The organism is Rhizobium sp. WSM1274 (genome assembly GCF_025200775.1).
Taxonomy (GTDB): Bacteria; Pseudomonadota; Alphaproteobacteria; order Rhizobiales; family Rhizobiaceae; genus Rhizobium; species Rhizobium leguminosarum_I.
In genome coordinates this window covers 151310-177086 of sequence record NZ_CP104142.1, presented here as the reverse complement: position 1 = coordinate 177086, position 25777 = coordinate 151310, and the positions used below count along the sequence as shown (strand labels likewise).

The window sequence follows — 25777 nt, the reverse complement described above, 5'->3', positions numbered from 1 at the left end:
ACCTGTTCCCAAGCTGACCAGAGCATGATGCCGAAAAGTGTGGGAGGTTTTCGGATGACATTATGCTCTAATTATATGCGGCACGATTGCCGTCGCGGGATCGCGGCCGAGATCGATCGCAGCCCGATGGAAAAGATCCTTGCTGATCTTCAGCCGCAGGATCATGCATTCGCGGTCGTCCTCCCAGACTCCATCAAGGCCGGCTGGCACCACGTCGGTATCGCCATGCTTCTGCAGTCGGCGATGCTCCCGCCCGTCACAGCGGCATTGCGCCCGCACCGGCCGGCCGACATGGATTCCGAGGCGATGATAGGGCGTGCCTGAAATATGCGTGCGGCCAGGCGGGATGCGCACCAGATCGGCCTCCAGACCGCGCCAGCCGCGTCCCGCGCTTGATGCGAGGATTGTCGCGCTCCCTGCCTGCGGATGATCGTTCATCGGTCCGTTCCGTCGTTCTCGAATGGGACCAAGACTATCCCAAGCGTCGCCTTCGCGGCAAGAAACGGTGTTGCGGCGTGGGCGGGTTTTCTCAGTCGTGCCGGGACAGGAAACCGGAAACGGTCGCCAGGCAAAGCTGCTTTTCCTCGACATGCGGCATGTGGCTGGAATTTTCGAAGAGCACCCATTCGCAGCCCGGAACGCGTTCGAGATAGGGCCTGACCACCAAGGGTGTCGCCTCGTCGTATTTTCCCGAGATCAGCAGCGTCGGGGCTTCGATGCGGTCGAGCCTGTTCTCGATCGTCCAGTCCTTCATCGTGCCGATGACGTGAAATTCCGTCGGGCCATTCATGTTGCGGTAGACGGTGTTGTCCTCGTCCATGATCGCAAAGGTCCGCGCCACTTCAGGCGGCCACGGCACCACCCGGCAGACATGGCGGTCATAGAAGACACGCGAGGCGGCGATATATTCCGGGTCGGCGAGGCTTCCTGCCAGTTCATGCTTCAGCAGCGTGTCCTGCACCTCTTTCGGCAGTTCCTGCCTCAGCCGGTTCGCCTCCGAAACCCAGGTATGCATGTTGGCCGGCGAGTTGGCGATGACAAGCGCCTTCAGGCCTTGCGGCCGGCGCACTGCGTGTTCCGCACCCAGCATGCCGCCCCAGGACTGGCCGATGAAGGCATAACGATCCCGAATGCCGAGATGGGAAAGCAGGGCATCCAGCTCCTCGAGGAACAGTTCGACGGTCCAGAAATCCGGGCCCTTTTCCGGAAGTCGGGTGGAATTGCCATTGCCGAGTTGGTCGTAATGGATGACGGGACGGCCGTCGAGGGTGGCGATATCCTTGAAGGAATCGACATAATCATGGGTGCAGCCGGGCCCGCCATGGGCGACGACGAGGGGCAGCTTGCCGCTCTCCAGCGAACCGGTAACGCGATACCAGGTGCGATAATCGCGAAAGGGCAGATAGGCTTCGTTGGTTGTGACTTCGCCCACGGGCGTCTCCATCTCTTGGCGTCATGAAAAAAATCATAACGCGGCGGCGACGGCCAAGGCAGCTATCACAAGTTATAGGGTGGCCAATTATGGGTCGGCCGGTCTTCGAGCAGGCGGTAATGGGTGGCACGCACCACCGCCTGGGTGCGGTTGCGGGCGCCAAGTTTCTTTGCCGCGGCGTTCAGATGCATCACGACCGTCGGTACGGAACGGTCGATGATGCGGGAAATTTCCTTGGCGGAATAACCTTCCGCCGAATGGCGCAGGCATTCGCGTTCCCGCTCGGTCAGGCGGATCGTGCCGACGCTTTTCGCCCGCGTGTCGAAAAGCGAATAGGCGGTCTCATGGAAAACATGGGCAAGCAGGTTGAAGTCGGCGATATATCGCAACGCGTGCCGTTCGAACTCTTTGTTCCGGCCGAAGCGGATGCCGGTGACGGTCGCATAGTCGCCGCGTGGCATATGAACCGGCACGGTGACGCCGGTCGACATATCGCGTTCGCTCAGATAGCGCGTCACCGGCGCGGTGTCGTCGTTCATGAAGCGGTTGATCAGCGTGTCGGCGTCCGGGTCATAGTTCCAGAAGAAGGGTGCGGAGGTGCGCAGCGCCACCTGCTGCACCGGATCGATACGGAAATAGCCGCGATTGAACCAGTAGTCGTGCATGTCGTCCGAGATATTCCGCAGCTTCAGCAGCGACGGTATCATGATCGCGCCATCGAGATCGTAGGGCACCGGGGTATAGTCGTAGATCAGCGCCTCGAAGCCGATCTGCTTCATCGCCTCGAAGGCCTGGTCGATCCTGCCGTCCAGCGTTTCATGTACTGTAAACTGCCGTCTGATCGTTCCGATCTCGTCAAGAATAGGGTCGTCACGAATGGGGTCGTCAAGCATGGGCTGCTCCCAGGTTCGGCATGGCGCCCACCCTATCACTTCTTATAGCTGGCACAGAATGGGATTTGAGGTAAAAATTTAGCCATGCCCAAATATTGAGCAAGCGAAATCTTCTGCCGGAGCGATCAATGTGGCGTGAAATACGGCCGGACCAGCGATTCGAGATCGATGTCGATGGCTATCGCGTCGTTGCCTATAGTTTCGGAACCGGCAGCGAGACGGTTTTTTGCCTGAACGGCGGGCCGGGTCTGCCCTGCGATTACCTGCGCGAGGCGCATTCCTGTCTGACCGACAAGCGCTATCGTGTCGTCGCCTTCGATCAACTCGGCACTGGCGCTTCCGATCGTCCGGACGATCTCTCGCTCTGGACGATCGGCCGTTACGTCGAGGAGACGGAGACCGTGCGCAAGGCGCTGGGGCTCGGCAAGGTCCACATGCTCGGCCATTCCTGGGGCGGCTGGCTGGCGATTGAATATGCGCTGACCTATCCCGAGAACCTGAAGACGCTGATCCTCGAGGATACCGTCGCCGACATGCCGCATCTGATTTCGGAACTGGAACGGCTGCGCGCGGCACTCGGTCCCGAAACCGTGTCGATGATGCAGAAGCACGAGGCGCAGGGCACCTACAATCATCCGGAATATCTCGCTGCCGTCACCATCCTCAACTATCGCCATGTCTGCCGTCTGCCGGAATGGCCGGCGCCGGTGCGCCGCTCGCTCGACGATTGGAACATGGCGCCTTATCAGACGATGCAGGGGCCGAACGAGTTTCTCTATATCGGCAACCTCAAGGACTGGAACCGCATTCCCGATCTGCCGCGACTGACGCTGCCGGTGCTCATCACGACGGGAGAGCATGACGAGCTGACGCCAGCCTGTGCGCTCAGGATGAAGCTTGCGCTGCCGAATGCCGAACTCAAGGTATTTGCCAATGCCAGCCATATGCCGTTCTATGAGAACCCGCAGGATTATTATCCGGCGCTTCTCGATTTTCTCGACCGGCACAAGGCAGGCTGATGCAAGAGGGAGCGGACCGAACCCGACGAAGACAAGGGGGCGATCGCCGTCATGCATCGCTATAAATTCGTTCTGATGCGACCGCTGCAGTTCCTGCCCGTCATCTTCGGCATCAGCGTCATCACTTTCATTCTGGTCCGGCTGATCCCCGGCGATCCGGCGCGCAACATCCTCGGCACGCGCGCGACTCCGGCAGCAATTGCCAGCATCCGCGCCCAGTACGGCCTCGACCAGCCGATGTGGCTGCAATATGTCTATTTCCTCAAGAACCTCGCCAGCGGCGAGATGGGCAAGTCGATCCTTTACAAGATCGACGTGCTGAAGCTGATCGTCACCCGTATCGAGCCGACGCTTGCGCTCGTGGTCTCCAGCGTCGTGCTTTCGGTCCTGATCGCCGTGCCGATGGCGGCGATTGCCGCACGCAATGCCGGCTGGGCGCCGGATCATGCAGTGCGCGTCGTCTCGACCTTCGGCATCGGTTTTCCGCCCTTCTGGCTGGGGTTGATGCTGATCATCCTCTTCAGCGTCGAACTCGGTGTGCTGCCGGTTTCGGGCTATGGTGCAACGATCGGCGAAAAGCTGTCGCATCTCGTGCTGCCGAGCCTGACGGTCGCGCTGTCGCTCTCGACCGTGCTGACGCGCAGCCTGCGGGCGGCGATGATCGAGCAGCTGAAATCGGATGTTGCGACCGCGGCGCGCGCCCGCGGCATGCCGGAAGGGATCGTCTTCTGGCGGCATGTTCTGCCGAATTCGCTGGTGCCGACGATCAATCTGCTGGCCGTCAATATCGGCTGGCTGATCGGCGGCACGGTGGTGGTCGAGAGCGTCTTTGCGTTGCCCGGCATGGGACAGCTGCTCGTCAGGGCGATCTTCTCGCGCGACTACATGGTGGTCCAGGGTGTCGCCATGGTCTTTGCCTGCGCCACCGTGCTCATCAACTTCATCGCCGACATCGTCACTGTCGCCGTCGATCCGAGGGTGAAGCTATGAGCATCGAGGCGATCGCCCCGGCATCTCTTGGCTGGCGCCGGTTCTTCGGCCGGCGGCCGATGCTTGTTCTCAGTGCCGGATTGTTGCTGTTCTTCGCCCTGCTGGCGATCGGCGCACCCATTGTCGCGCCTTACGACCCGATCATGCAGAACGCCGAGGTGCGCCTGCAGGCGCCTTCGCTGTTGCATCCCTTCGGCACCGACAATTTCGGCCGCGATATCATTTCCCGCGTCATCTGGGGCGCGCGCCTCGACCTGCAGATGGCGCTGATCGGCGTCATCTTCCCCTTCGTGATCGGCACGACGGTCGGCACCATCGCCGGCTTTTTCGGCGGCATCGTCGATGCGCTGTTCATGCGCCTCGTCGATATCATCCTCGCCTTCCCCTTCCTCGTGCTGATGCTGTCGATCATCGCGATCCTCGGCCCGGGCCTCGGCAGCTTCTACATTGCCATGGCGCTGGTCGGCTGGGTCTCCTATGCGCGGCTGATCCGGGCGCAGATGCTGGTGCTGAAGGGCAGCGACTATGCCGTTGCCGCCGTCAGCCTCGGCTTCAGCCGCCCGCGCATCATGTTCCGCCACCTGCTGCCGAACGCGATCGCCGGCTCGGTCGTCTTTTCGATGTCCGACGCGACGCTGGTGCTGCTCAGCGGCGCTGCCGTCAGCTATCTCGGCCTCGGCGTCCAGCCGCCGATCGCCGAATGGGGCGTCATGGTCGCGGAAGGACAGAGCTTCATCACCACGGCATGGTGGATCACGTTGTTTCCCGGCCTCTCCATCGTCTGCCTCGCCTTCGGCTTCAGCATGCTGGGCGACGCGCTCGGCGAACTGCTGGGGGTGCATGAATGAGCGGCTCGGTGCTGTCCGTCCGTGATCTCACCGTCAGGGCACATGTCGATTCCGGCCCGCGCACGCTGCTCGATGCGGTCTCGCTCGACCTCGGCAAGGGCGAGATTCTCGGTCTCGTCGGCGAGAGCGGCTCGGGCAAGAGCCTGTTTTGCCGTTCCCTGGTGCGCCTGCTGCCCTCCTCGCTGCTGAAGATCGAAGGCGGTAGCGTGCTGCTCGAAGGGCGTGACCTCATGCGGATCGACGATAGCGAGATGCTGAAGGTGCGCGGCGGCGAGATCGGCATGGTCTTCCAGAACCCGACCAGCCATCTTGACCCGGTGATGCGGATCGGCGATCAGATCGCCGAGGGCATCCGCTATCACCAGGGCCTCGGCGCCCGCGAGGCCCGCACTGCGGCGACGGAAATCCTGGCGCAGGTCGGCTTCCCCGATCCGAAGCGCCAGTACGACAATTATCCGCACGAATTTTCCGGCGGCATGCGGCAGCGGGCAATGATCGGCGTGGCGCTGTCCTGCAATCCGAAGATCCTGATCGCCGACGAGCCGACCACGGCGCTCGACGTGACTATCCAGGCGCAGATCCTGCGGCTGTTGATTGACATTCGCGATCGGCGCGGCCTGTCGATCATTCTGATCACCCACGATCTCGGTATCGTCGCCCAGACCTGCGACCGCATCGCCGTGCTGCGCGGCGGCAAACTGCTCGAAGAGGGGCCGAAGCGGACGATCCTGGCGCGGCCGCAGCATCCCTATACGATCAACCTGATCAACAGCCACCCTTCCCTGCCGGGCGCAATATCAGCGCTGTTGCCCGAGATTGCCGAAGCCAGCAACCCGGCGAGACCGTTGCTCGAAATCGACGATCTCCATGTGCGCTTCAGAGCCGGCGGCGCCCTGCTTAGGGGCGGTGCCAAGACGGTCAGCGCCGTTGCCGGCGTCAGCCTGCAGATCATGGCGGGCGAGACGGTCGGCATCGTCGGCGAATCCGGCAGCGGCAAGAGCACGCTTGCCCGCGCCGTGCTCGGCCTCACGCCGCTTTCCTCGGGCCACGTCACCTTCGACGGCGTCGATCTGGCGCTGCAGAAAAGCGCTGGCCTGGCAAAGCTCAGGCGCGAGACGGCGATGGTGTTTCAAGACCCCTATAATGCGCTCAATCCACGGCTGACGGTCGGGCAGATGCTGGCCGAGGTGCTGAAGGTGCAGGGCAAGGTCGCCAGGGCCGATATCCCGACTCGGATCGGCGAACTGCTCGATCTCGTCGGTCTCGAACGCGAATTCGCCGGCCGCAAACCGCGCAGCATGAGTGGCGGCCAGTGCCAGCGCGCCGGCATTGCCCGGGCGCTGGCCGTCGATCCGAAGATGATCATCGCCGACGAATGCGTGGCGGCCCTCGATGTCACTATCCAGGCGCAGATCATCGAGCTTTTCCGCGAGCTCACGGCGAAGATGAACCTCACGCTGATCTTCATCGCCCATGATCTCGCAATCGTCCGCAATCTTTGCGAACGCGTCGTCGTGATGTATCGCGGCGAGATCGTCGAGGAAGGCCATTCCGAAGAAGTCTTCGCGCGCCCGAAGCACCCCTATACGGCGGCGCTGATCGCCGCCATTCCCGACATCGATCCTGACAAGCGGCTGCTTCAAGACGCCGTCGGCAAGGACGATCCGCATTCGATGCCGATTCAATCAATCAAACGCATGCCATAACAACGAAGGGAACGAACTCATGACAAACAGGTGGAAATCAATCGGGCTTGCAGCCTTGCTCGCCGGTCTGACGCTCAGCGCAAGCTATGCCGAGGCCGCCGGTGTGCTCACCATCGGCCGCCGCGAGGATTCGACGACATTCGATCCGATCAAGACCGCGCAGAACATCGACAACTGGGTGTTCTCCAACGTCTACGACGTGCTGATCCGCGTCGACAAGACAGGCACGAAACTGGAGCCGGGCCTTGCCGAAAGCTGGACCGTCTCGGATGACGGACTGACCTACACGTTCAAGATCCGCGACGCAAAATTCTCGGACGGTTCGCCACTGACGGCGGAAGACGCGGCCTACAGCCTGCTGCGCATCCGCGATGACGCTGCCTCGCTCTGGAGCGATTCCTATAAGGTGATCGACACGGCCGTGGCGACCGACGCGCACACGCTGACGATCAAGCTCAAGAACCAGTCCGCGCCGTTCCTGTCGACGCTGGCGCTGCCGAATGCCTCGGTCATCTCCAAGAAAGGCATGGAATCGCTGGGCGCCGATGCCTATGGCGAAAAGCCGATCGCATCCGGCGCCTTCGTGGTCGAGGAATGGCGGCGCGGCGACCGCGTCATTCTCAAGAAGAACCCGAACTTCTGGCAGGCCGACCGCGTCAAGCTCGACGGTGTCGAGTGGATCTCGGTGCCTGACGACAACACCCGCATGCTGAACGTTCAGGCCGGCGAGCTGGATACGGCGATCTTCGTTCCCTTTTCTCGCGTCGAGGAGTTGAAGAAGGATCCGAACCTCAACGTCGATATCGACGCTTCGACCCGCGAGGATCATCTTCTGATCAACCATGCTCATGGCGCGCTCGGCAAGAAGGAAGTCCGCCAGGCGCTGGATCTCGCAATCGACAAGAAGGCGATCGTCGATACCGTCACCTTCGGCCAGGGCACGGTCGCCAATTCCTATATTCCGAAGGGCGCGCTCTATTATTATGCCGACAATCTGCAGCGGCCTTATAATCCCGAAAAAGCGAAGGAGTTGCTGGCGGCCGCCGGCGCCTCCGACCTGACGCTGAACTATCTGGTGCGCGCCGGCGACGAAGTCGACGAACAGACGGCGGTGCTCGTCCAGCAGCAGCTGCAGAAGGCCGGCATCACCGCCAACTTGCAGAAGGTCGATCCGAGCCAGGAATGGGACATGACGGTCGCCGGCGACTACGATATCTCGGTCAATTACTGGACCAACGACATTCTCGATCCGGATCAGAAGACCACCTTTGTCCTCGGCCACGATTCCAACAATAACTACTCGACCAATTACAAGAACGAGGCGGTGAAGGAACTGGTGGCCAAGGCGCGCCTCGAGCTCGACCCGAAGAAGCGCGAAGCGATGTATGTCGATCTGCAGAAGATGGCCAAGGACGACGTCAACTGGATCGACCTCTATTACAGCCCCTACATCAACGTCTCGCGTAAAAATATCGAGAACTTCTATCAGAACCCGCTCGGCCGCTTCTTCCTGGAAGACACGGTCAAGAACTGAGTTCGGGCAGCTCGCAAACGTTCCGCCGCCGTAAAGGCGGCGGAGCTTCATTTATTGCTGCGGCACGTAGCCGGGGCCGCTTGCTTACTCGGCGGCCGCGAGCTTGTCCTGCGTCCTGGTGTCGAAGTCGCTGGCGTCATGGCGCTCGTGCAACTGGCTCGAGGGGTCGCCGGAGAGGCGGTTGACCATCCGGCCGCGTTGCACGGCCGGCCTGCTGTGGATGATGTCGGCCCAGCGCAGCACGTTCTTATAATCTTCGACCTGCAGGAATTCGGCTGCCCCGTAGGTCCAGCCCTTCACGAGGCCGCCGTACCAGGGCCAGATGGCAATATCGGCGATCGTATATTGACTGCCTGCCACATATTCGCTTTCGGCGAGGCGGCGATCGAGCACGTCGAGCTGACGCTTCACTTCCATGGCGAAGCGGTCGATCGCATATTCGATCTTCGTCGGCGCATAGGCGTAGAAATGACCGAAGCCGCCGCCGAGATAAGGCGCGCTTCCCATTTGCCAGAACAGCCATGACAGGCATTCGGCACGCTCGCTCGGTTCGGTCGGAAGAAAGGCGCCGAACTTTTCGGCGAGATAGGTCAGGATGGCGCCGGACTCGAAGACGCGGATCGGCCTTGGCCCGCTGCGGTCCATCAGCGCCGGGATCTTGGAGTTGGGATTGACCGCGACGAAGCCGCTGCCGAACTGGTCGCCATCGCCGATCCTGATCAGCCAGGCGTCATACTCCGCACCTTCATGGCCAAGGGCCAGCAGCTCCTCGAGCATGATGGTGACCTTCTGGCCGTTCGGCGTTCCGAGCGAATAGAGCTGCAGCGGATGCCGGCCGACCGGAAGCTCCTTGTCATGCGTCGGTCCCGCGATCGGGCGATTGATGCTGGCGAACTGGCCACCATTTGCCTTGTTCCAGGTCCAGACTTTCGGGGGTGTATATTCGGAAGAACCGCTCATCTTTCAAACTCCTGGCATTGGTCGGACAGAGCGCGACGCCGGTTGGGTCGCCGCATTATTCCTCACATAGCAGAGGCGATGAGGTTTTGTCACAGGTGTCGAAGCAGGTTCACACAATCGTCAAAGCGCCGGCCAGATATCAAAGTTACCCAGTGAAGCCAGGATTTTTGTTATGTACCAAAAATTGGTATATTGGCTTAAAGGAGATTTAGCATGGCTAGAAATACGTCCATATCGCTCGGCGACCATTTCACCAGCTTCATCGATACGCAGGTTCAGGCTGGCCGCTATGCTTCAGCCACTGACGTTGTTCGGGCCGGCCTTCGCCTACTTGAAGAACACGAAGCCAAAGTGAAGGCATTACAGGATGCCTTGATTGAAGGCGAAGAATCCGGCCCTGCCACGCCCTTTGATTTCGATGCGTTCAACGCTCGCAAACGTGCGGCGTTCGAGGCGAAATGACAGGCATCATATTTTCTCCTGCTGCCCAAACCGATATTGACAAGATTTGGGATTACACGGCGACGAGTTGGAATGTCGATCAGGCGGAGCGTTACATCCAGGACATAAGAGACGCCTGCCACGAACTGGCGGAGGGAAGGCGGATGAGCCGTCCCTCAGATATTCGGGAAGGGTACAGAAAGGTCTCCGTTGGCTCTCATTTTCTGTATTTCAAAGCAATGATGCGGGCCAGATCATCATCGTGCGCATCCTTCATCGAAGAATGGACGTAGCCAAGCACCTGTAAGGCTGTTGCGGGGATTGCTTGACCATTGCGGTCAGCTACCGGGGCGGCCGATGATCTCGTCCAGTTGCTCGACGAGCACGCGGCTGCCCTCCACGTCTCCGGCCATCCTGGAGAAGACGTCCGCCATGCCGCGGAAGATGGTCGCGGCCGGATCATCCTCGCCGAGAAAATCGGCGATCTCCTGCATTTCGGCAACCCACCGATAGGCCTTCGGATACATGTCGGGTATGGATCTCGACAGCTTGCGATCGACGTCGGGAAGGCTTTCGGAGAGCTCGGCTTTCAGGCTTTCGGCAGCACCCGAACGCGATGCGGCGAGCAGCATGGCGGTGCCAAGGCCGATAAATCCCTTGTTGATGCCGGCATAACACATCTTCAGTGCCGAGGCGGCGCCGAGCGGTCCGTCGAGCCTGCGGATCCTGAGGCCGCAATCCTCGAGCGGCTGGCTTCGCCCCGCGGTATCGCCGCTGATATAGATGGTCGGACCTGATTTGCCGGGGACCGGCGGCCCGCCGATGATCGCACCGTCAAGCACTTCCACGCCGCTGCCTTCGAAGCGTGCTGCCAACGCCCGCATCGTTTTCGGCGCAATCGCGTTGAGGTCGACGAATGGCGGCGGCGCCGACATGGCGGATGATATGTCCGCGACGAATTCGGCGACCTTGATCGCCTCCGCCGGTGGAACGATCGACAGGATCAGCTCGGCCTTCGTCAGCTCCTGGCGGCCGACAGGCACCATGCCGGCTGCCTTTGCCCGCGCTATCGTCCGCTCGCTTCTGCCCTCGAGGTAAGTCAGCACCGTGGCGTCGTGGTCGATCAGTCGTTTGGCAACGGCACTTCCCATCGCACCCGATCCGATAATCGCAAAATTCGGCATGTGAACCTCAATCAGTGACGACATCAGGTGAAAAATGTTGCTGAGGGCCCTGCCGTCAACTGCGACGATTCAGCCGGAGGTCCGTTCCGAAGCAGCTGGCCGTTTCATGCCGTTGCGGCACTTTTGCTTGATATTCGTCAATGTCGGGACGGTCGACACCGGTATGATCGGTGCTATCATTCGCATTCAAGGGTATGGATTTCAATGTATCGGACGATCATCTGCGGCATCGGCATGGGTTCCAGGGAAACGGCAAGCCGCCTTCTGCGCCGGGCTGCTGCGCTGGTGGACGAAAGTGGAAGCATCGTCGTCATGCACGTCATCGAGAATATCCCGCGCCGTCACCTGACGGAGCTTCCCGAGGAATTCGAAACGACCGCCATCGTCGACGCAGAAAAGAAACTTGCATCGCTCTGCAAGGAGATGGGTATTCAGGCGACGATCGAGGTGCGCGTCGGCATTGCCGCCTCCCTGCTCGTCTCCGTCGCAAGGGAGAAGTCGGCTGATCTCATCCTGCTTTCATCCCATATGACGGATATTACCGACTACGTCTTCTCCTCGATCGTCGACAAGGTCATGCGCCACGCCGGGTGCTCGGTTCTCATCGACCGGCGACCCGATCCCACGCATCAAGGCTCGGCGCCTCAAGTGGAAGACGCGGCGTTGCTCTAGCTCCGCTGCGGATTGATGAAGTCGATCACGAACGACCTCCCCTCCCCGGGGCCGGCCCGACAACCTATATCATCCCCAAGCCAACCAGCAGTATTCGCTGCCTGACCGGAGAGATGCATGAGCCAGGATCCATATGAGCTTCTGGGCGTAAAGCGGGATGCGACGCAAAAGGACATTCAAAGCGCGTTCCGCAAGCTCGCCAAGAAACTTCACCCCGACCTCAACCCCGGCGACAAAAAAGCCGAGGCACAGTTCAAGGAAATTTCAACCGCCTACGAGATCTTGAGCGACGAGGAAAAACGCGGACGCTTCGATCGCGGCGAGATCGATATAACAGGTGCCGAGCGGGCGCAGCGCAATTATTACCGTGACTATGCCTCGAAGAGTGGCCCTGGCGACCCCTATCACAACAGCGCAGGCTTTGCCGATTTCGGTGATGCCGACGATATCTTTGCCAATTTCTTTTCGCGACGTACCGGCGGCGGCCAGGTCCGCAGTCGTGGCCGGGACAGCCATTTCTCGATGGAAGTCGGCTTTCTCGACGCCGTCAACGGCACCAGGACTGAGATCAAGCTGCCAGAGGGCCCAGCGCTCGATGTACAGATCCCGCCGGGAACGCGCGACGGCCAGACTTTGCGGCTGCGCGGCAAGGGCGAGCCGGGCTTCGGCGGCGGGCCGGCGGGCGATGCCCTCATCGACATCCGTGTGCGGCCGCACCGCTTCTTCACGCGCGACGGCGACGACATCCGGCTCGAACTGCCGATCTCGCTCGGCGAGGCCGTGCTCGGCGGCAAGGTTCGTGTGCCAACGCCGTCAGGACCTGTCAATCTGACGCTGCCGCCTCATTCCAACACCGGCAAGGTCCTGCGTCTCAAGGGCAAGGGTGTTGCAAAACGCGGCGGTGAACATGGCGACGTCTATATCTCCCTGAAGATCGTGCTGCCCGATGCCCCGGATGAACGACTGACGGCCTTCGTCCAGGAATGGGCGACGGCAAACCCATACGATCCGAGAAAGAACATGGAGGCCTGATCATGGATGATCTCGAATTCCGTCTTTACTTGAAAATCGACATCGTCCAGCTCGACCTCTGGGTCGAAGAGGGTTGGCTGATCCCGGAGACGTCAGGCGGCCAACGGCAATTTCGTGACGCCGATGTCGCGCGCGCCCGGTTGATCCTGGATCTCATGGGAAACATGGGTGTCAACGAAGCCGGCGTCGATGTCATCATGGACCTGGTCGACCAGTTGCACGGCCTGCGGGGCACGATGGGCAAGCTGATGACCGCCATCAGCATGCAGGAGCGGGATGTTCAGCGCCGGCTGTTCGATAGCCTCGAGGAGATCGACCGGTTTTAGCCAGAACCAATTTTCTACACGGTGAACCAATAGCGGATGATATGAAAGAACAGCGGCGCTGCGAAGGTGATGGAATCCAGACGGTCGAGCACGCCGCCGTGACCCTCGATCACATAGCCCCAGTCCTTGGCATTGAGATCGCGCTTGATGGCCGAGAGCACGAAACCGCCGAAGAAGCCGGCGACGACGATGACCGTGCTGATGGTAGCTGCCTGCAGCGGCGAGAACGGCGTCAGGCGATATAGCAGTGTTCCCACGAGGATGGCCGAGGCGCCGCCTCCAACCAGCCCTTCGATCGTCTTCGACGGGCTGATGTTCGGCGAGAACCGGTGCTTTCCGAGGAGCTTGCCCCAGACATACTGGAAGACGTCACTGAGTTGCACGACCACGACCAGATAGACGAGAAGAAGTGCCGACGGCGTGCCGGTGTCCAGCATGAGGAGGGCGGGAGCATGGCTGATCGAATAGACCGTCAGCATCAATCCCCATTGCACCCTTGCACTGCGGGCGAGAAATTCGTTGACGTCGCCGGTCAGGGTCGCCACCGCCGGCAGGATCAGGAAGGCATAGACCGGGATGAAGATGGAAAAGAGGCCGTACCACTCGGTTCCGAGCAGCACGTAATGGATCGGCAGGACCACGAAGAACGACAGGAAAAGCGCCAGATGATCGCCGCGTCGCGATGGCGTCAGCGTCCAGAATTCGCGAAGCGCCATGAAGGATAGAAATGCGAACAGGATGACCGTTGACGTTTCGCCGAGCAGGATCGCGCCGCCAAAGACTGCGACCATGATCCACCAGGAGCGGATGCGGGCGTTCAGATTATGGACGGTGGCGACGGAGCCGGGCTCCGTCGCGCGTCGCTGAAGAATGAAGCCGATGGCAGAGGCGACCGCAAGCAGGCCGAGGATGGCGGCTAGCACGAGAGAGAACATACTGGTCATGCCGTGTGCCCTCCGTCCGCAAGTTCGATGACGGCGGCACGGGCGCGCGCCAGGAATTCAGCCTTTTCCTCGCCCGCTTCGACGCGCAGCGGTTTGCCGAAGCGCGCCGTGCAGGTGATCGGCACAATCAGCATGCTTCCCTTCGGCAGGATGCGCTGGAGGTTGTCGAGATGGATCGGCACCAGATCGACATCGGGGAAACGGCAGGCAAGGCGAAAGATGCCGCTGCGGAACGGGGCGATCTCATCGGTGGTGCTTCTCGTTCCTTCCGGGAAAATCAGGACTGAGCGCCCCTCCTCAAGCAGGCGCTCTATCGGAGCCAGGGGGTCGGTATCGGGCAGAGGCTTGCGGTCTATCAAGACGGCGCGCAGGCCTTTCTCCGCGATGAAACGGCGAAAGGCGCTCGTTCCCCAATAATCGCGCGCCGCAACCGGATGGGTCATCCGGCGCACCGACCAGGGCAAGGCGGCCATGACGGCGACGGTATCGATATGGCTGTTGTGATTGGCGAAATAGATGCGGCGGCTGGGATCGGGCGCGCAGCCCCGCCACTCGCTTCGGGCGCCGACCAGGATACGGACGAGCAGCACCAGAAACCGACGGATAATCGCGATCATAGTCTCTCCAGGGAATGTTTCAGCCTCAACGTGCGGGTGATGCAGGTGACGAGGCTGCCAGCGGCGATGATCGCGGATGCAAGGATCAGCGACCAATGGCTGGGGGATATCAGCGTCTCAACGCTCTGGGCAAGGAGACCCGCTGTCAGCACGGCCATGCGGCGTTGCTTGGCCATGATGCCGCTGAAATCCTGCGGCAGACCCACCGATCCGCCGAACACCCTGATATAGGCAGTAACGGCTGCGAGCAGCGCAGACAACCAGCCAAGCCAGCCAAAACCGCAGCCATAACCAGCCGCGATCAGAAACAGACTGTCGGCGACCCGGTCGGGGAATTCGTTGTAGAGCGGCCCGCTCTTGGTTTTCTTTCCGCCCTCGATCGCGACCATTCCATCCAGCAGATTGCAGACGAGCCGCAGTTGTACCGAGATCGCGGCACAAACCATGGCAATCGGATGTGTTGTGAAAACAATGAGCGCTGCGCCTATACCCGCGAATACGACCGATAAAAGCGAAATGCCGTTCGGTGTCGCGCCGCTCCGCGCCAGCCACGCGCTGAGGCCGATGGCCCAGGACGACGACCGGCTCGCGATCGGTCGCCGCGAGGCGTCCTCTTCTTCCCCCATTTCATGTCCCCCAACCCCAATGATGCTTGCATATCCTGCCGATGTCCTCACGCCAAGATATAACACCTTGTAAATCCAGCCCATCGCCTCAGCGCTTCGGCGAGCATGGGTCGAACAGCCTGATTTTTAAGCCCGTTTACCGCTTGACACATTTTTGGGCGCTACTATGATTTTTGAACCAAATGGTAAAAAAAGGGGAGCAAAACAATGACCAAAGACATGCTGATCTCACGCCGGGCAGTGATTGCGTCGGGCATTGCGCTCGGCGTCAGCGGCTTCGCCCCGCTGGCAAGGGCGGCTGCGCCACTGAAGGTTGCCGGCATTCATGCGTCGCCGGTGGAAAATGCTTGGAATTCCTGTCTGCACAAAGCCCTGCAGGACGCGGCCAAGGAGGGCATGATCGAATATGTCTTCTCCGAAGGCGTCTCCGGCACCGATTATCCGCGCGCCATGCGCGAATATGCCGAACAGGGCAACAAGCTGATCATCGGCGAGGCCTATGCGGTGGAAAAAGAGGCCCGGCAGGTCGCAGCCGACTATCCCGATACCGCTTTCGTGCTGGGTTCGAGCGGTGAGCAGGCCGGCGACAATTTCGGTGTCTTCGGCACCTGGAACCATGACGGCGCCTATCTTGCCGGCATGCTGGCGGGCAAGATGACCAAGTCCAATGTCGTCGGTTCGGTCGGCGCCATTCCGATCCCCGAGGTCAACATGCTGATTAATGCGTTCGCGGCGGGCGTCAAGGCGGTCAATCCCGATGCCAAGCACCTCGTCTCGTTCATCGGCACATTCTTCGATCCGCCGAAGGCCCGCGAAGCCGGTCTTGCCCAGATCGATGCCGGCGCCGACATCCTGTTCGGCGAGCGCATCGGTACTGCCGATGCCGCCAAGGAGCGCGGCATCAAGTCGGTCGGCTCGCTGATCGACTATACGCCACGTTATCCCGATACGGTGTTTGCCAACGCCATGTGGTATTTCCGCCCGATCCTGGACGCTGCGATCGCCGATGTCACTGCCGGAAAGCCGGTCGGCAGGAACTACACGTCCTACGGCCTGATGAAGGAAGGCGGCAGCGATATCGTCTTCGTGAAGGGCGTGGCGCCTGCCGAGGCAGAGGCTGCGATGGAGGCCAAGCGGGCGGAGATCAAGGCCGGCACCTTCGAAGTTCCGAAGATGATGGACGAGCCGAAGTAATTCGGATCATGCAGGGCGATGCGACGGATCTGGCCGCGGCGATCAGGCGTGGTAGCCTGAGCGCTGCGGAGGCGATGCAGGCTTCTCTTGCCGCAGCCGTGCTGAAGGAGCCACTCGGCGCGGTCGCCTATCTCGATGCCGCCATGGGCCTCGCCTCGGCCGATGACCGCGACAGTGAGCGGCAAAGCGCGCCCGATCGCTTTGCCGCCAAGCCCTTTGCCGGCGTGCCGACCTTGGCAAAGGATCTTGGCGGCCCCTTCGCCGGGCTACCGGTCACGGCCGGTTCCTACCTCTTCGAAAGAAAGGGCAGCGAAGCGGATTCCGATCTCGCTGCTCGTTTCCGCGACGCCGGCTTCTGCCTATTCGGCCTGACGACCAGCCCAGAATTCGGCCTGTCGCTCGCCAGCGAACCGGCGATCGGGCCGATCTGCCGCAATCCGCTCGATCCGGCACGGACCGCGGGCGGCTCTTCCGGCGGTGCGGCGGCAGCCGTTGCCGCCGGAATCGTCGCCATCGCGCATGCCACCGATGCCGGCGGCTCGATCCGTGTGCCCGCCGCCTGCTGCGGCCTCGTCGGAATGAAGCCGACGCGCGGCGCCATTCCAGGCGGGCCATCCTTCGGCAACCACTTGGCCGGTATCGCGAGCGAACTCGCGGTCTGCCGTTCGGTGCGCGATACGGCGCTGATTTTCGACAGGCTGAGCGGCAAATCGCGAGGACCTTTTCCCGACCCCTCCCCTGTCGATAGCGATAACGGCCGTTTGCGGATCGGCCTGCTTGCCGATACCGGCTCGGCCTATCCGACCGACGGTGATCGGCTCGCAGTCGTCGAGGCTGCGGCCCGTGCGCTGGAGAGCGACGGACATGAGGTCGTTCCGCTCGCCTGGGCCGAGTTCGAATGGAGCGTCGCCGCCGGCGGCCGCGCCTTCGCCGATATCGTCTCCGTCAATCTGGCTGCACTTATGAAGGCGACAGCACTCGATGAAAGCAGGGCCGAGCCGCTGACGCAGGCCTTTGCGGCGCGCGGACGGGCGCTTCCGGCGACATCACTCTGGAACAGTCTGAACGATGCCGTTCTGGTGAGCCGTAACCTCTGGGCGCTGTTCGACAGGGTCGATTGCATCCTCATGCCGATGCTATCTTCCGCACCTCTTGTGATCGGCTCCTTTCCATCCGATCATGCCGACACGGATCTGCATCTCGAGCGGATGACGGCATTTGCGCCGCTTGCCTGCCTCGCCAATATTTCGGGTTTTCCTGCTTTGACACTGCCTTTCGGACAGGATGAGCATGCTATGCCGCTGCCGGTGCAAATCATGGCGCCGATGGGTCACGAGCCGCGTCTGCTGTCGCTTGCCGCACGCCTGGAGGCCGAGGGGCGATGGCAGCACCGTTTTCCCGTTGCGGGATTGCCGTCATGACCGGGCCTGTGCTGGAAATTATCGGCGTCAGCAAGCGCTTCGGCGACAATCTGGCGAATGACGATATTTCCATGACGCTTGCCAAGGGCGAGGTCGTGGCCCTGCTTGGCGAGAATGGTGCCGGCAAGACCACGCTGATGAGCATCCTTTTCGGCCATTACATGCCGGATGCCGGGCGAATTCTGATCGAGGGTGCGGAGGTTCCGCAGGGCAAGCCGCGCGCAGCGATCCGCGCCGGCGTCGGCATGGTGCATCAGCATTTTTCGCTGGCGCCCAATCTGACCGTTCTCGAAAACGTCATGACCGGCACGGAAAGACTGTGGTCCTGGCGCTCGGGAACAACAGCGGCGCGGAAGAAGCTGCTCACAATTTCCGAGCGCTTCGGCCTCAAGGTTGATCCGGATGCCCGCCTTGGCGACTTGTCGGTCGGCGAGCAGCAGCGCGTTGAGATCCTCAAGGCGCTCTACAACGATGCCCGCATCCTGATCCTCGACGAGCCGACGGCGGTGCTGACCAACATCGAGGCCGAGCGGCTGTTCACGACGCTGAAGGAAATGGCCCGCCAGGGGCTGTCGCTGATCTTCATCTCGCATAAGCTCGACGAGGTCATGGCAGCGGCCGACCGCATCGTGGTCTTACGCGGCGGCAAGATGGTCGCCGAGCGCAGGGCATCGGAAACCAGCAAGGCGGAACTTGCCGAACTGATGGTCGGACGCCGCGTGACGCGGCCGGTGCGCGAGCCGTCGACACCGGGCGCCGTTGCCCTCGAAGCCGCCGATGTGACGGTGCGCATCGGCGGCATCGATCGGCTGAAGTCGATCAGCTTCCGGCTGCACCAGGGCGAGATCCTCGGCATCATCGGCGTTTCGGGCAATGGCCAGGCGACATTGGCGCATCTTCTCTCCGGGATGCTGGCGCGTAGCGGCGGCGACCTCATGTTGTTCGGGGAAGCCATCGGCAATCTTGGTGTTTCCGATGTCGTCGACGCCGGCATCGGCCGCATTCCCGAGGATCGTAACGAGGAGGGCGTGATCGGTGAAATGGCGATCTGGGAAAACGCCGTGCTGGAGCGCATCGCCTCACCGGGTTTTTCGCGCCGTGGCCTCGTCAACCGCAAGGCGGGCATGGCCTTTGCCAGGGAAATTATCGACGGATTCGATGTCCGCGGCGGCGGCCCGGCCATGCGCACCCGGCTGCTCTCGGGCGGCAATATGCAAAAGCTTATTCTCGGCCGGAACCTGCATCGGCGGCCGCGCATCCTGATTGCCGCGCAGCCGGCGCGCGGTCTCGACGAAGGGGCCGTGGCGGCTGTCCACGCCCGCCTGCTCGAAGCCCGCCGCCAGGGTACCGCCGTGCTGCTGATCTCGGAAGACCTCGACGAGGTGATCGCGCTTGCCGATCGCATCCAGGCGATCGTCGGGGGGCGCCTGTCTCCGCCCGTCGAGGCCGAAAGCGCCGATGCCCGCAAGCTGGGGCTGATGATGGCCGGCGAATGGCAGGAAACCCCAGAGGCCGGCCATGCGATTTGAGCGCCGCGAGTACCGTCCGCTTTACCTGCTGATCGTCACGCCTGTGATCGCGGTGATTGCCGCGCTGGCGCTGGCCGGCATCCTGATCGCTATTGCCGGCGCACCTGTTCTCGATGCCTATTGGCGCATCCTGACCGGTGCTTTCGGCTCGCGCCTCTCGGCAACCGAAACGCTGACGCGGGCAACGCCGCTGATGCTGACAGGACTTGCCGCCGCCGTCGCCTTCCGGGCGCGGCTCTGGAATATCGGTGCCGAGGGTCAGTTCTATCTCGGCGCCATCGCCGTTGCCGCGGCAAGCTCGAAGCTGTTCGGCGATCTTCCCGCCCCCATCCTCATTCCGCTGCTGCTGCTGGTCGGCGCCATTGCCGGCATGGTGCTGATCCTGATCCCGCTCTGGCTCAGGCTGCGCTTCTCGGTCGATGAAGTCGTCACCAGCCTGCTCCTGAACTTCATCGCCGTGCTGTTCGTCTCGATGCTGATCGATGGCGTTCTCAAGGATCCGCTGGCCTTCGGCTGGCCGCAGTCGCAATCCGTCAGCGATCACGCCATGCTGCCGAAGCTGATCGCCCGCTCGCGCCTGCATATCGGCTTTGCGATTGCAATCGCGCTGGCTGTTGTCGTCCATTTCATCCAGTCGCGCACCGTGTTTGGCATGCAGTCGCGCGCCGCAGGCCTCAATCCCGGCGGGGCCGTCTTTGCCAGCGTCCCGCTCGGCAGAACTCTGGTGAAGGTCGCCTGTCTCTCCGGCGGGCTTGCGGGGCTCGCTGGAGCGATCGAGGTCATGGGCGTCAAGGGTTATGTGACGACCGACCTGTCGCCGGGCTTCGGCTATGCCGGTATCGTCGTCGCCATGCTCGCCAACCTCAATCCACTCGGCGTTGTCTTCGCCGCCATTTTCACCGCCACCATGTTCGTGGGTGCGGATGGCATGAGCCGCGGCCTCGGCATACCGACCTATATCGCCGATGTCACGGTGGCGCTGTCGCTGCTGACGATGCTGATCGCACTGTTCTTCACCCAATACAGGATCCGGCGATGATGCAGCTGTTCGACATCATCGCCTCCGCCGGGCTCTGGGCGGCAATCCTGCGGATCGCCACGCCGCTGATTTTCGGCACGCTCGGCGCCCTGCTTTGCGAACGGGCAGGTGTGCTCAATCTCGGCATCGAAGGCATCATGACCTTCGGCGCGATGATCGGCTGGCTTTCCGTCTACCACGGCGCCGATCTCTGGACCGGCCTGCTGATTGCAGCCGTGGCCGGCGGCGTCTTCGGCCTGCTGCATGCGGGGCTGACAGTGACGCTCGGCCTCTCCCAGCATGTCTCCGGTCTCGGCGTCACGCTGTTTGCCTCCAGCTTCAGCTATTATGTCTTCCGGCTGATCGTACCACTTGCCAGTACGCCGCCCACCATCATGCCGTTCCAGCCAATCGCCATTCCGGGTCTCTCGACATTGCCCTTCATCGGGCCGGCCTTCTTCACGCAGACGGCGCCGACCTATCTGGCGATCGGCATCGCCCTGCTGATGGCCTACATCATCTTCCGCACGCCCGTGGGGCTTGCAATCCGCATGACCGGCGAGAACCCGCATGCAGCCGAAGCCCAGGGCGTCAATCCGATGAAGGTGCGCTATGGCGCGGTTATCATGGGAAGCGCGCTGATGGGAATGGGTGGCGCTTTCCTGACACTGTCGGCCTTCAACAGCTTCTTTCCCACAATGGTGCAGGGACGCGGCTGGATCTGCATCGCGCTCGTCGTCTTCGCCTCCTGGCGGCCGGGCCGCGCGCTGTTCGGCGCCCTGCTCTTTGCCTTCTTCGATGCCTTCCAGCTTCGGCTGCAAACCGCACTCAGCGGGCTCGTGCCCTATCAGCTGTTCCTGATGACGCCCTATATCCTTTCCATTGCCGCCCTTGCCGTCATGGCCCGCCGCGCCCGCGTTCCACAGGCGCTGATGCAGCCCTATCGGCGCGGCGAACGCTGAACCACTTCTGTCCAATGAGGCTCCGATGCTCGATCTGATCGTCAGAAATGCAAATCTCCCCGATGGCCGAAAGGGTATCGATATCGGCATCCAGGGCGGCAAGATCATCGCTCTCGAGCCCAATCTCCAGGCGCAGGCGCAAGAAGAGATCGACGCGACCGGCCGGCTGGTCAGCCCGCCCTTCGTCGATCCGCATTTCCACATGGACGCCACCCTGTCGCTCGGCCTGCCGCGCATGAACGTATCCGGCACCCTGCTCGAGGGCATCGCGCTCTGGGGGGAGTTGCGCCCGATCGTGACGAAGGAGGAACTGGTCGATCGTGCGTTGCGCTACTGCGATCTGGCGGTGACGCAGGGGCTGCTCTTCATCCGGAGCCATGTCGATACCAGCGATCCGAGGCTGGTGACCGTCGAGGCGATGATCGAGGTTCGCGAGAAGGTCGCGCCCTATATCGATCTGCAGCTGGTCGCCTTTCCGCAGGACGGTTATTACCGCTCGCCGGGCGCAATCGATGCGCTCAACCGCGCCCTCGACATGGGCGTCGATATCGTCGGCGGCATTCCGCACTTCGAGCGAACGATGGGCGAAGGTATGGCGTCGGTCGAGGCGCTCTGCCGCATCGCCGCCGATCGCGGCCTGCCGGTCGACATCCATTGCGACGAAACCGACGATCCGCTCTCTCGCCATATCGAGACGCTGGCTGCGGAAACCATCCGCTTCGGCCTGCAGGGACGTGTCGCCGGCTCGCATCTGACCTCGATGCACTCGATGGACAATTATTACGTCTCCAAGCTCATTCCGCTGATGGCGGAGGCTGCGATCAACGTCATCCCCAATCCGCTGATCAACATCATGCTGCAGGGCCGGCACGACACCTATCCGAAACGCCGCGGCATGACCCGCGTGCGGGAGCTGATGGATGCCGGGCTCAACGTTTCCTTCGGGCACGACTGCGTCATGGACCCCTGGTATTCGATGGGATCGGGCGACATGCTGGAGGTTGGACATATGGCAATCCATGTCGCGCAGATGGCCGGCATCGACGACAAGAAGAGGATCTTCGACGCGCTGACCGTCAATTCGGCGAAGACGATGGGACTTGCAGGCTACGGCCTGGAAAAGGGATGCAACGCCGACCTCGTCATCCTTCAGGCCAGCGACACGCTGGAAGCGTTACGGCTGAAGCCGAACCGACTGGCGGTGATCCGCCGTGGCGAGGTCATCGCCCGCTCGGCGCCGCGCATTGGCGAGCTCTTCCTCACCGGGCGCCCGGCACGGATCGACGGCGGCCTGGATTACGCACCTCGTTATTGAAAGGCGGCGGAAAGAAGGGGGCTGGAAGTCGCGACCTCCTCAATCCGTCTTGCCCGGAGCCTATTTCTTCGAAGCCTCATAGAGCGCCTTGGTTTCGGCGCTCATCGGATAGAGGCCGGGCAGCGACACGCCGTCATCGATCCTGGTCATGATCCAGGCTTCCATGCGCTCCTGTTCCGGCGCTTCCGCCAACACCGCGTCGAGCAGATCGGCCGGGATCAGCACGGCGCCATCCTGGTCGACGACGATAATGTCGTCTGGGAAAACAGCCACGCCGCCGCAGCCGATCGGCTGCTGCCAGGCAACGAAGGTGAGGCCGGCTACCGAGGGGGGTGCTGCGACGCCGCGGCACCAGACCGGCAGGTTGGTGTCGAGCACACCGGCAAGGTCGCGCACGACGCCGTCTGTGACGAGGGCGGCAACGCCTCGCTTCTGCATGCGGGCGCAGAGGATATCGCCGAAGATGCCGGCATCGGTGACGCCCATCGCGTCGACGACGGCGACACAGCCTTCCGGCATCGCCTCGATCGCGGCGCGGGTCGAGATCGGCGAGGCCCAGGATGCCGGTGTCGCCAGATCCTCGCGGGCCGGCACGAAGCGCAGGGTGAAGGCCGGACCGATGATGCGCGGCTGGCCGGGCTTCAGGGGAACGGCGCCGCGGACCCAGACGTTCCGCAGGCCCTTCTTCAGAAGGACGGTCGTCAGTGTCGCCGTCGAGACGGTCTTGAGGGTTGCTATCGCTTCAGCGCTGAGGGCCATCGGTTATCGGTTCCAATTCGGTTTCTGTCAGATGCTCTGGATCATGCCGCCATCGACGCGGATCACCGAGCCGGTGAGATAGGAGGCAGGTTCGCTCGCCAGGAAGGTGACGACATTGCCATATTCTTCGGGCCGGCCATAGCGGCCGAGCGGAATGCTGCCGGTGCTTTCTGCGACGACGTCATCGATGGAGCGGTTTTCGCGTTTGGCCTTCTGCTCGTCGAGGAAGGTGATGCGGCCGGTGGCGATCCGGCCCGGCAGGACGATGTTGACGGTGATGCCGTCGCGCCCGACCTCGCGCGCCAGTGTTTTCGACCAGCCGACCAATGACAGGCGCAGTGCATTCGAGATGCCGAGATTGGGGATCGGCGCGACCACGCCCGACGAGGTCGAGGTGACGATGCGCCCCCATTTGCGCGCCCGCATCTCAGGCAGCACACGATCGGTAATGGCGATGACGGAGAGCACCATGCTCTGGAAATACTGGTTCCAGAGCGTCGGATCCTGGCCGGAGACGGTGGTCGGTGGTGGGCCGCCGGTATTGTTGACAAGGATGTCGACCGGTCCGAACTGCCGTTCGATTGCAGCGACATGCGCATCGATTGAATCGAGATCGGAAAGATCCCATTGTAGTGCCAGCGCCTTGCCACCTTCGGATTCGATCGCAGCCGCGGTCTTCTCAGCGGCGGCGAGGTCGATATCCGCTGCGGCAATTCTGGCGCCTTCGCGCGCAAGTTTGACGGCAATCGCGCTGCCCAGTCCGCCGCCGGCGCCAAGCACCAGGGCGGTCTTGTCCTTCAGGCCGAAATCCATTCCATCCGTCTCCTCAATGATCGGCCATCCTTCGGAGCAATGGACTATAAATAAAATATCGCTTCTGCTTCGTTCAAGAGATAGAAAAACTATCGATGGACACGCGTTTTCTCGAAACCTTCATTGTCGTTGCCGAGCGGCACTCGCTGGCGGAAGCCGCCCAGCGGCTGAACCTCACGCCTGCGGCCGTCGCCCAGCGCATCCGCGCGTTGGAGGCTGAGCTCGGGGTGCGGCTGCTGGTGCGCTCCGGCCGCGTCATGCGGCCGACGGAGGCGGGTTTTGCCATTCTCGAACGCTGCAGGGATCTGGTGCGCGATACACGCGACCTGAAGGCGATGGCCGGCACCGCGACGATTTCGGGCGAGATGCGGATCGGGGCGATCAATACGGCGCTGACCGGTCTTGTTCCCGACATTCTCCACCGTCTCGCCCAGGACTATCCGCTGATCGAGATCTTCCTCAAGCCGGGCGCTTCGATGGACCTCTATGCCGAGGTTTTGAACGGCGGGCTGGATGCGGCCTTCATCATCGAACCGCGATTTCCGATGCAAAAGACGCTGACTTTCAACAAGCTGCGCCAGGAACCCCTGGTGCTGATCGCTCCGCGGGACTGCGAAGGCGCGGATCCGCTCGAACTCCTGCAGACCCTGCCCTTCATCCGTTACGACCGCAACCAGTGGGGCGGCCACATCGCCGAGGAATATCTGCGCGAGATCGGCATCCATCCGGTCGAGCGTTATGAGCTTGACGCGCTGGAGGCGATCGCGGTGATGGTAGACCGTGGTCTCGGGATATCGATCGTGCCGGATTGGGCGCCGCCCTGGCCGGCTGGGCTTAATATCCTCAAGCTGCCCCTGCCCCGCTCGTCCGCCGTGCGCACCGTCGGCATCGTGGTGACGCGATCCTCGCCGAGGACAAATCTCGTCGCCGCGCTTCTGGAAACCAGCCGCGCGGCGATGGGAGCCTGATCAATTTCAGGCGATCTTCTGGCGGACCGGCAGCTTCCAGCCGGGCCGGACGAAATGGCAGGTATAGCCATTCGGAATCCGCTCCAGATAATCCTGGTGCTCGGGTTCGGCTTCCCAGAAATCGCTGACCGGCACAACTTCGGTGACGACCTTGCCAGGCCACAGGCCTGATGCATCGACGTCGGCGATCGTATCCCTGGCGACGCGCTCCTGCTCAGGAGTGACGTAGAAGATCGCCGAGCGGTAACTCAAGCCAACATCGTTGCCCTGGCGGTTGCGCGTGCTCGGGTCGTGGATCTGGAAGAAGAATTCGAGGATTTCCCGATAGCTGATCATTGCGGGGTCGAAGATGATCTCGATCGCCTCGGCATGGGTTCCGTGGTTGCGGTAGGTGGCATTTGGCACATCGCCGCCGGTATAGCCGACGCGGGTCGAAATCACGCCCTTGTATCGGCGGATAAGGTCCTGCATACCCCAGAAGCAACCACCGGCGAGGACTGCACGTTCTTCGGTCATTGGATATCTCCTTTTCCGCAAGAGATAGTATCTCCTGCCGCCGATTTCCACTCGGGGC

The 25777-nt window shown here is 62.0% G+C and carries 28 protein-coding genes; 17 read left to right on the top strand and 11 right to left on the bottom strand.

Annotated features, from left to right (window positions below; translation table 11 throughout):
- Positions 1-60: 60 nt before the first annotated feature.
- From N2600_RS34025 to N2600_RS34015, 3 genes are all read right to left on the bottom strand, one after another.
- Positions 61-438, bottom strand: a complete 378-nt coding sequence (locus tag N2600_RS34025; RefSeq protein ID WP_017969165.1) for a hypothetical protein — start codon at positions 436-438, stop codon at positions 61-63.
- A 91-nt stretch (positions 439-529) separates the two neighbouring features.
- Complete coding sequence (locus N2600_RS34020) at positions 530-1432, bottom strand: proline iminopeptidase-family hydrolase (RefSeq protein ID WP_222386003.1); 903 nt, start codon at positions 1430-1432, stop codon at positions 530-532.
- 65 nt (positions 1433-1497) lie between these two features.
- A complete protein-coding gene (locus tag N2600_RS34015) occupies positions 1498-2295 on the bottom strand; it encodes a helix-turn-helix transcriptional regulator (RefSeq protein WP_026154676.1) in 798 nt (265 codons plus the stop codon).
- A gap of 158 nt (positions 2296-2453) precedes the next feature.
- Between N2600_RS34015 and N2600_RS34010 the strand changes: the two genes are divergently transcribed.
- Genes N2600_RS34010 through N2600_RS33990 form a run of 5 tightly spaced genes read left to right on the top strand, consistent with a single transcriptional unit; the run spans position 2454 to position 8422 of the window.
- Entirely contained in the window at positions 2454-3344 is an 891-nt protein-coding gene (locus N2600_RS34010) for a proline iminopeptidase-family hydrolase (protein ID WP_260299862.1), read from the top strand.
- Positions 3345-3395: 51 nt separating this feature from the next.
- A complete protein-coding gene (locus N2600_RS34005) occupies positions 3396-4334 on the top strand; it encodes an ABC transporter permease (RefSeq protein WP_260299861.1) in 939 nt (312 codons plus the stop codon).
- Positions 4331-5182: an ABC transporter permease gene (locus tag N2600_RS34000; protein WP_260299860.1), complete on the top strand. Its 852-nt coding sequence runs from the start codon at positions 4331-4333 to the stop codon at positions 5180-5182. Before N2600_RS34005 ends, N2600_RS34000 begins: the two co-directional genes overlap by 4 nt.
- On the top strand, positions 5179-6888 hold the full coding sequence (locus N2600_RS33995) for a dipeptide ABC transporter ATP-binding protein (protein WP_260111695.1): 1710 nt from the start codon (positions 5179-5181) through the stop codon (positions 6886-6888). Before N2600_RS34000 ends, N2600_RS33995 begins: the two co-directional genes overlap by 4 nt.
- 19 nt (positions 6889-6907) lie before the next feature.
- On the top strand, positions 6908-8422 hold the full coding sequence (locus tag N2600_RS33990; RefSeq protein WP_170256929.1) for an ABC transporter substrate-binding protein: 1515 nt from the start codon (positions 6908-6910) through the stop codon (positions 8420-8422).
- An 84-nt stretch (positions 8423-8506) separates the two neighbouring features.
- Here N2600_RS33990 and yghU read toward each other — a convergent pair whose 3' ends face one another.
- Positions 8507-9382: a glutathione-dependent disulfide-bond oxidoreductase gene (yghU, locus tag N2600_RS33985; protein ID WP_260299859.1), complete on the bottom strand. Its 876-nt coding sequence runs from the start codon at positions 9380-9382 to the stop codon at positions 8507-8509.
- A 213-nt stretch (positions 9383-9595) separates the two neighbouring features.
- On the opposite strand from yghU, the gene N2600_RS33980 reads away from it, so the two are divergent.
- The gene (locus N2600_RS33980) at positions 9596-9844 is read left to right on the top strand and encodes a type II toxin-antitoxin system ParD family antitoxin (RefSeq protein WP_260299858.1); all 249 of its coding nucleotides are present in this window, start codon (positions 9596-9598) and stop codon (positions 9842-9844) included.
- Positions 9841-10116 (top strand): type II toxin-antitoxin system RelE/ParE family toxin, encoded by a 276-nt coding sequence (locus N2600_RS33975; RefSeq protein ID WP_260299857.1) that lies wholly within the window; start codon positions 9841-9843, stop codon positions 10114-10116. Before N2600_RS33980 ends, N2600_RS33975 begins: the two co-directional genes overlap by 4 nt.
- A 45-nt stretch (positions 10117-10161) precedes the next feature.
- On the opposite strand, the gene N2600_RS33970 is transcribed toward N2600_RS33975, so the two are convergent.
- Complete coding sequence (locus tag N2600_RS33970) at positions 10162-11007, bottom strand: NAD(P)-dependent oxidoreductase (RefSeq protein WP_260299856.1); 846 nt, start codon at positions 11005-11007, stop codon at positions 10162-10164.
- Between the two features lie 204 nt (positions 11008-11211).
- Here N2600_RS33970 and N2600_RS33965 point away from each other — a divergent pair, with 204 nt between their 5' ends.
- The 3 genes from N2600_RS33965 to N2600_RS33955 all read left to right on the top strand — a co-directional run bounded on the left by N2600_RS33965 (position 11212) and on the right by N2600_RS33955 (position 13037).
- Positions 11212-11679: a universal stress protein gene (locus N2600_RS33965; RefSeq protein ID WP_260299855.1), complete on the top strand. Its 468-nt coding sequence runs from the start codon at positions 11212-11214 to the stop codon at positions 11677-11679.
- 117 nt (positions 11680-11796) lie between these two features.
- On the top strand, positions 11797-12711 hold the full coding sequence (locus tag N2600_RS33960) for a J domain-containing protein (RefSeq protein ID WP_260299854.1): 915 nt from the start codon (positions 11797-11799) through the stop codon (positions 12709-12711).
- Positions 12712-12713: 2 nt separating this feature from the next.
- Positions 12714-13037, top strand: a complete 324-nt coding sequence (locus N2600_RS33955) for a chaperone modulator CbpM (RefSeq protein ID WP_260060111.1) — start codon at positions 12714-12716, stop codon at positions 13035-13037.
- A gap of 14 nt (positions 13038-13051) precedes the next feature.
- Here N2600_RS33955 and N2600_RS33950 read toward each other — a convergent pair whose 3' ends face one another.
- From N2600_RS33950 to N2600_RS33940, 3 genes are read right to left on the bottom strand one after another with little or no spacing between them, the layout of a single operon-like run.
- Entirely contained in the window at positions 13052-13981 is a 930-nt protein-coding gene (locus tag N2600_RS33950; RefSeq protein ID WP_260299853.1) for a phosphatidate cytidylyltransferase, read from the bottom strand.
- Complete coding sequence (locus tag N2600_RS33945; RefSeq protein ID WP_260299852.1) at positions 13978-14598, bottom strand: lysophospholipid acyltransferase family protein; 621 nt, start codon at positions 14596-14598, stop codon at positions 13978-13980. Before N2600_RS33945 ends, N2600_RS33950 begins: the two co-directional genes overlap by 4 nt.
- A complete protein-coding gene (locus tag N2600_RS33940) occupies positions 14595-15224 on the bottom strand; it encodes a CDP-alcohol phosphatidyltransferase family protein (RefSeq protein ID WP_032986026.1) in 630 nt (209 codons plus the stop codon). Before N2600_RS33940 ends, N2600_RS33945 begins: the two co-directional genes overlap by 4 nt.
- A gap of 207 nt (positions 15225-15431) precedes the next feature.
- On the opposite strand from N2600_RS33940, the gene N2600_RS33935 reads away from it, so the two are divergent.
- From N2600_RS33935 to N2600_RS33910, 6 genes are read left to right on the top strand one after another with little or no spacing between them, the layout of a single operon-like run.
- Positions 15432-16418 carry a BMP family protein gene (locus N2600_RS33935; RefSeq protein ID WP_260299851.1) on the top strand — a complete coding sequence of 329 codons (987 nt, stop codon included), beginning with the start codon at positions 15432-15434 and terminating at the stop codon, positions 16416-16418.
- Positions 16419-16426: 8 nt separating this feature from the next.
- The gene (locus N2600_RS33930; protein ID WP_260299850.1) at positions 16427-17839 is read left to right on the top strand and encodes an amidase; all 1413 of its coding nucleotides are present in this window, start codon (positions 16427-16429) and stop codon (positions 17837-17839) included.
- Complete coding sequence (locus N2600_RS33925) at positions 17836-19368, top strand: ABC transporter ATP-binding protein (RefSeq protein ID WP_260299849.1); 1533 nt, start codon at positions 17836-17838, stop codon at positions 19366-19368. The genes N2600_RS33930 and N2600_RS33925 overlap by 4 nt, the downstream gene beginning before the upstream one ends.
- On the top strand, positions 19358-20407 hold the full coding sequence (locus tag N2600_RS33920) for an ABC transporter permease (RefSeq protein WP_260299848.1): 1050 nt from the start codon (positions 19358-19360) through the stop codon (positions 20405-20407). The genes N2600_RS33925 and N2600_RS33920 overlap by 11 nt, the downstream gene beginning before the upstream one ends.
- Complete coding sequence (locus N2600_RS33915; RefSeq protein ID WP_260299847.1) at positions 20404-21348, top strand: ABC transporter permease; 945 nt, start codon at positions 20404-20406, stop codon at positions 21346-21348. Before N2600_RS33920 ends, N2600_RS33915 begins: the two co-directional genes overlap by 4 nt.
- Before the next feature lie 25 nt (positions 21349-21373).
- Positions 21374-22663 carry an amidohydrolase family protein gene (locus tag N2600_RS33910; RefSeq protein WP_260299846.1) on the top strand — a complete coding sequence of 430 codons (1290 nt, stop codon included), beginning with the start codon at positions 21374-21376 and terminating at the stop codon, positions 22661-22663.
- A gap of 60 nt (positions 22664-22723) precedes the next feature.
- Here N2600_RS33910 and N2600_RS33905 read toward each other — a convergent pair whose 3' ends face one another.
- Entirely contained in the window at positions 22724-23422 is a 699-nt protein-coding gene (locus N2600_RS33905; RefSeq protein ID WP_260299845.1) for a ribonuclease activity regulator RraA, read from the bottom strand.
- A gap of 27 nt (positions 23423-23449) precedes the next feature.
- Positions 23450-24235 carry an SDR family oxidoreductase gene (locus tag N2600_RS33900; protein WP_260299844.1) on the bottom strand — a complete coding sequence of 262 codons (786 nt, stop codon included), beginning with the start codon at positions 24233-24235 and terminating at the stop codon, positions 23450-23452.
- Between the two features lie 95 nt (positions 24236-24330).
- On the opposite strand from N2600_RS33900, the gene N2600_RS33895 reads away from it, so the two are divergent.
- Positions 24331-25203, top strand: a complete 873-nt coding sequence (locus tag N2600_RS33895) for a LysR family transcriptional regulator (protein WP_260299843.1) — start codon at positions 24331-24333, stop codon at positions 25201-25203.
- A 6-nt stretch (positions 25204-25209) separates the two neighbouring features.
- On the opposite strand, the gene msrA is transcribed toward N2600_RS33895, so the two are convergent.
- On the bottom strand, positions 25210-25719 hold the full coding sequence (msrA, locus tag N2600_RS33890; RefSeq protein ID WP_260060127.1) for a peptide-methionine (S)-S-oxide reductase MsrA: 510 nt from the start codon (positions 25717-25719) through the stop codon (positions 25210-25212).
- Between the last annotated feature and the right edge of the window lie 58 nt (positions 25720-25777).

Excerpts from the sequence above, each read along its gene's own strand:
- N2600_RS33950 (WP_260299853.1), bottom strand. The coding sequence starts at position 13,981 with ATGACCAGTATGTTCTCTCTCGTGCTAGCCGCCATCCTCGGCCTGCTT.
- N2600_RS33940 (WP_032986026.1), bottom strand. The coding sequence starts at position 15,224 with ATGGGGGAAGAAGAGGACGCCTCGCGGCGACCGATCGCGAGCCGGTCG.
- N2600_RS33895 (WP_260299843.1), top strand. The coding sequence starts at position 24,331 with ATGGACACGCGTTTTCTCGAAACCTTCATTGTCGTTGCCGAGCGGCAC.
- N2600_RS33970 (WP_260299856.1), bottom strand. The coding sequence starts at position 11,007 with ATGCCGAATTTTGCGATTATCGGATCGGGTGCGATGGGAAGTGCCGTT.
- N2600_RS33980 (WP_260299858.1), top strand. The coding sequence starts at position 9,596 with ATGGCTAGAAATACGTCCATATCGCTCGGCGACCATTTCACCAGCTTC.
- N2600_RS34010 (WP_260299862.1), top strand. The coding sequence starts at position 2,454 with ATGTGGCGTGAAATACGGCCGGACCAGCGATTCGAGATCGATGTCGAT.
- N2600_RS33920 (WP_260299848.1), top strand. The coding sequence starts at position 19,358 with ATGCGATTTGAGCGCCGCGAGTACCGTCCGCTTTACCTGCTGATCGTC.
- N2600_RS33925 (WP_260299849.1), top strand. The coding sequence starts at position 17,836 with ATGACCGGGCCTGTGCTGGAAATTATCGGCGTCAGCAAGCGCTTCGGC.
- N2600_RS33990 (WP_170256929.1), top strand. The coding sequence starts at position 6,908 with ATGACAAACAGGTGGAAATCAATCGGGCTTGCAGCCTTGCTCGCCGGT.
- N2600_RS34025 (WP_017969165.1), bottom strand. The coding sequence starts at position 438 with ATGAACGATCATCCGCAGGCAGGGAGCGCGACAATCCTCGCATCAAGC.
- N2600_RS33965 (WP_260299855.1), top strand. The coding sequence starts at position 11,212 with ATGTATCGGACGATCATCTGCGGCATCGGCATGGGTTCCAGGGAAACG.
- N2600_RS33915 (WP_260299847.1), top strand. The coding sequence starts at position 20,404 with ATGATGCAGCTGTTCGACATCATCGCCTCCGCCGGGCTCTGGGCGGCA.
- N2600_RS33905 (WP_260299845.1), bottom strand. The coding sequence starts at position 23,422 with ATGGCCCTCAGCGCTGAAGCGATAGCAACCCTCAAGACCGTCTCGACG.
- N2600_RS33945 (WP_260299852.1), bottom strand. The coding sequence starts at position 14,598 with ATGATCGCGATTATCCGTCGGTTTCTGGTGCTGCTCGTCCGTATCCTG.
- N2600_RS33900 (WP_260299844.1), bottom strand. The coding sequence starts at position 24,235 with ATGGATTTCGGCCTGAAGGACAAGACCGCCCTGGTGCTTGGCGCCGGC.
- N2600_RS33975 (WP_260299857.1), top strand. The coding sequence starts at position 9,841 with ATGACAGGCATCATATTTTCTCCTGCTGCCCAAACCGATATTGACAAG.
- N2600_RS33910 (WP_260299846.1), top strand. The coding sequence starts at position 21,374 with ATGCTCGATCTGATCGTCAGAAATGCAAATCTCCCCGATGGCCGAAAG.
- yghU (WP_260299859.1), bottom strand. The coding sequence starts at position 9,382 with ATGAGCGGTTCTTCCGAATATACACCCCCGAAAGTCTGGACCTGGAAC.
- N2600_RS34000 (WP_260299860.1), top strand. The coding sequence starts at position 4,331 with ATGAGCATCGAGGCGATCGCCCCGGCATCTCTTGGCTGGCGCCGGTTC.
- N2600_RS33960 (WP_260299854.1), top strand. The coding sequence starts at position 11,797 with ATGAGCCAGGATCCATATGAGCTTCTGGGCGTAAAGCGGGATGCGACG.
- N2600_RS33930 (WP_260299850.1), top strand. The coding sequence starts at position 16,427 with ATGCAGGGCGATGCGACGGATCTGGCCGCGGCGATCAGGCGTGGTAGC.
- N2600_RS33935 (WP_260299851.1), top strand. The coding sequence starts at position 15,432 with ATGACCAAAGACATGCTGATCTCACGCCGGGCAGTGATTGCGTCGGGC.
- N2600_RS33955 (WP_260060111.1), top strand. The coding sequence starts at position 12,714 with ATGGATGATCTCGAATTCCGTCTTTACTTGAAAATCGACATCGTCCAG.
- msrA (WP_260060127.1), bottom strand. The coding sequence starts at position 25,719 with ATGACCGAAGAACGTGCAGTCCTCGCCGGTGGTTGCTTCTGGGGTATG.
- N2600_RS34005 (WP_260299861.1), top strand. The coding sequence starts at position 3,396 with ATGCATCGCTATAAATTCGTTCTGATGCGACCGCTGCAGTTCCTGCCC.
- N2600_RS33995 (WP_260111695.1), top strand. The coding sequence starts at position 5,179 with ATGAGCGGCTCGGTGCTGTCCGTCCGTGATCTCACCGTCAGGGCACAT.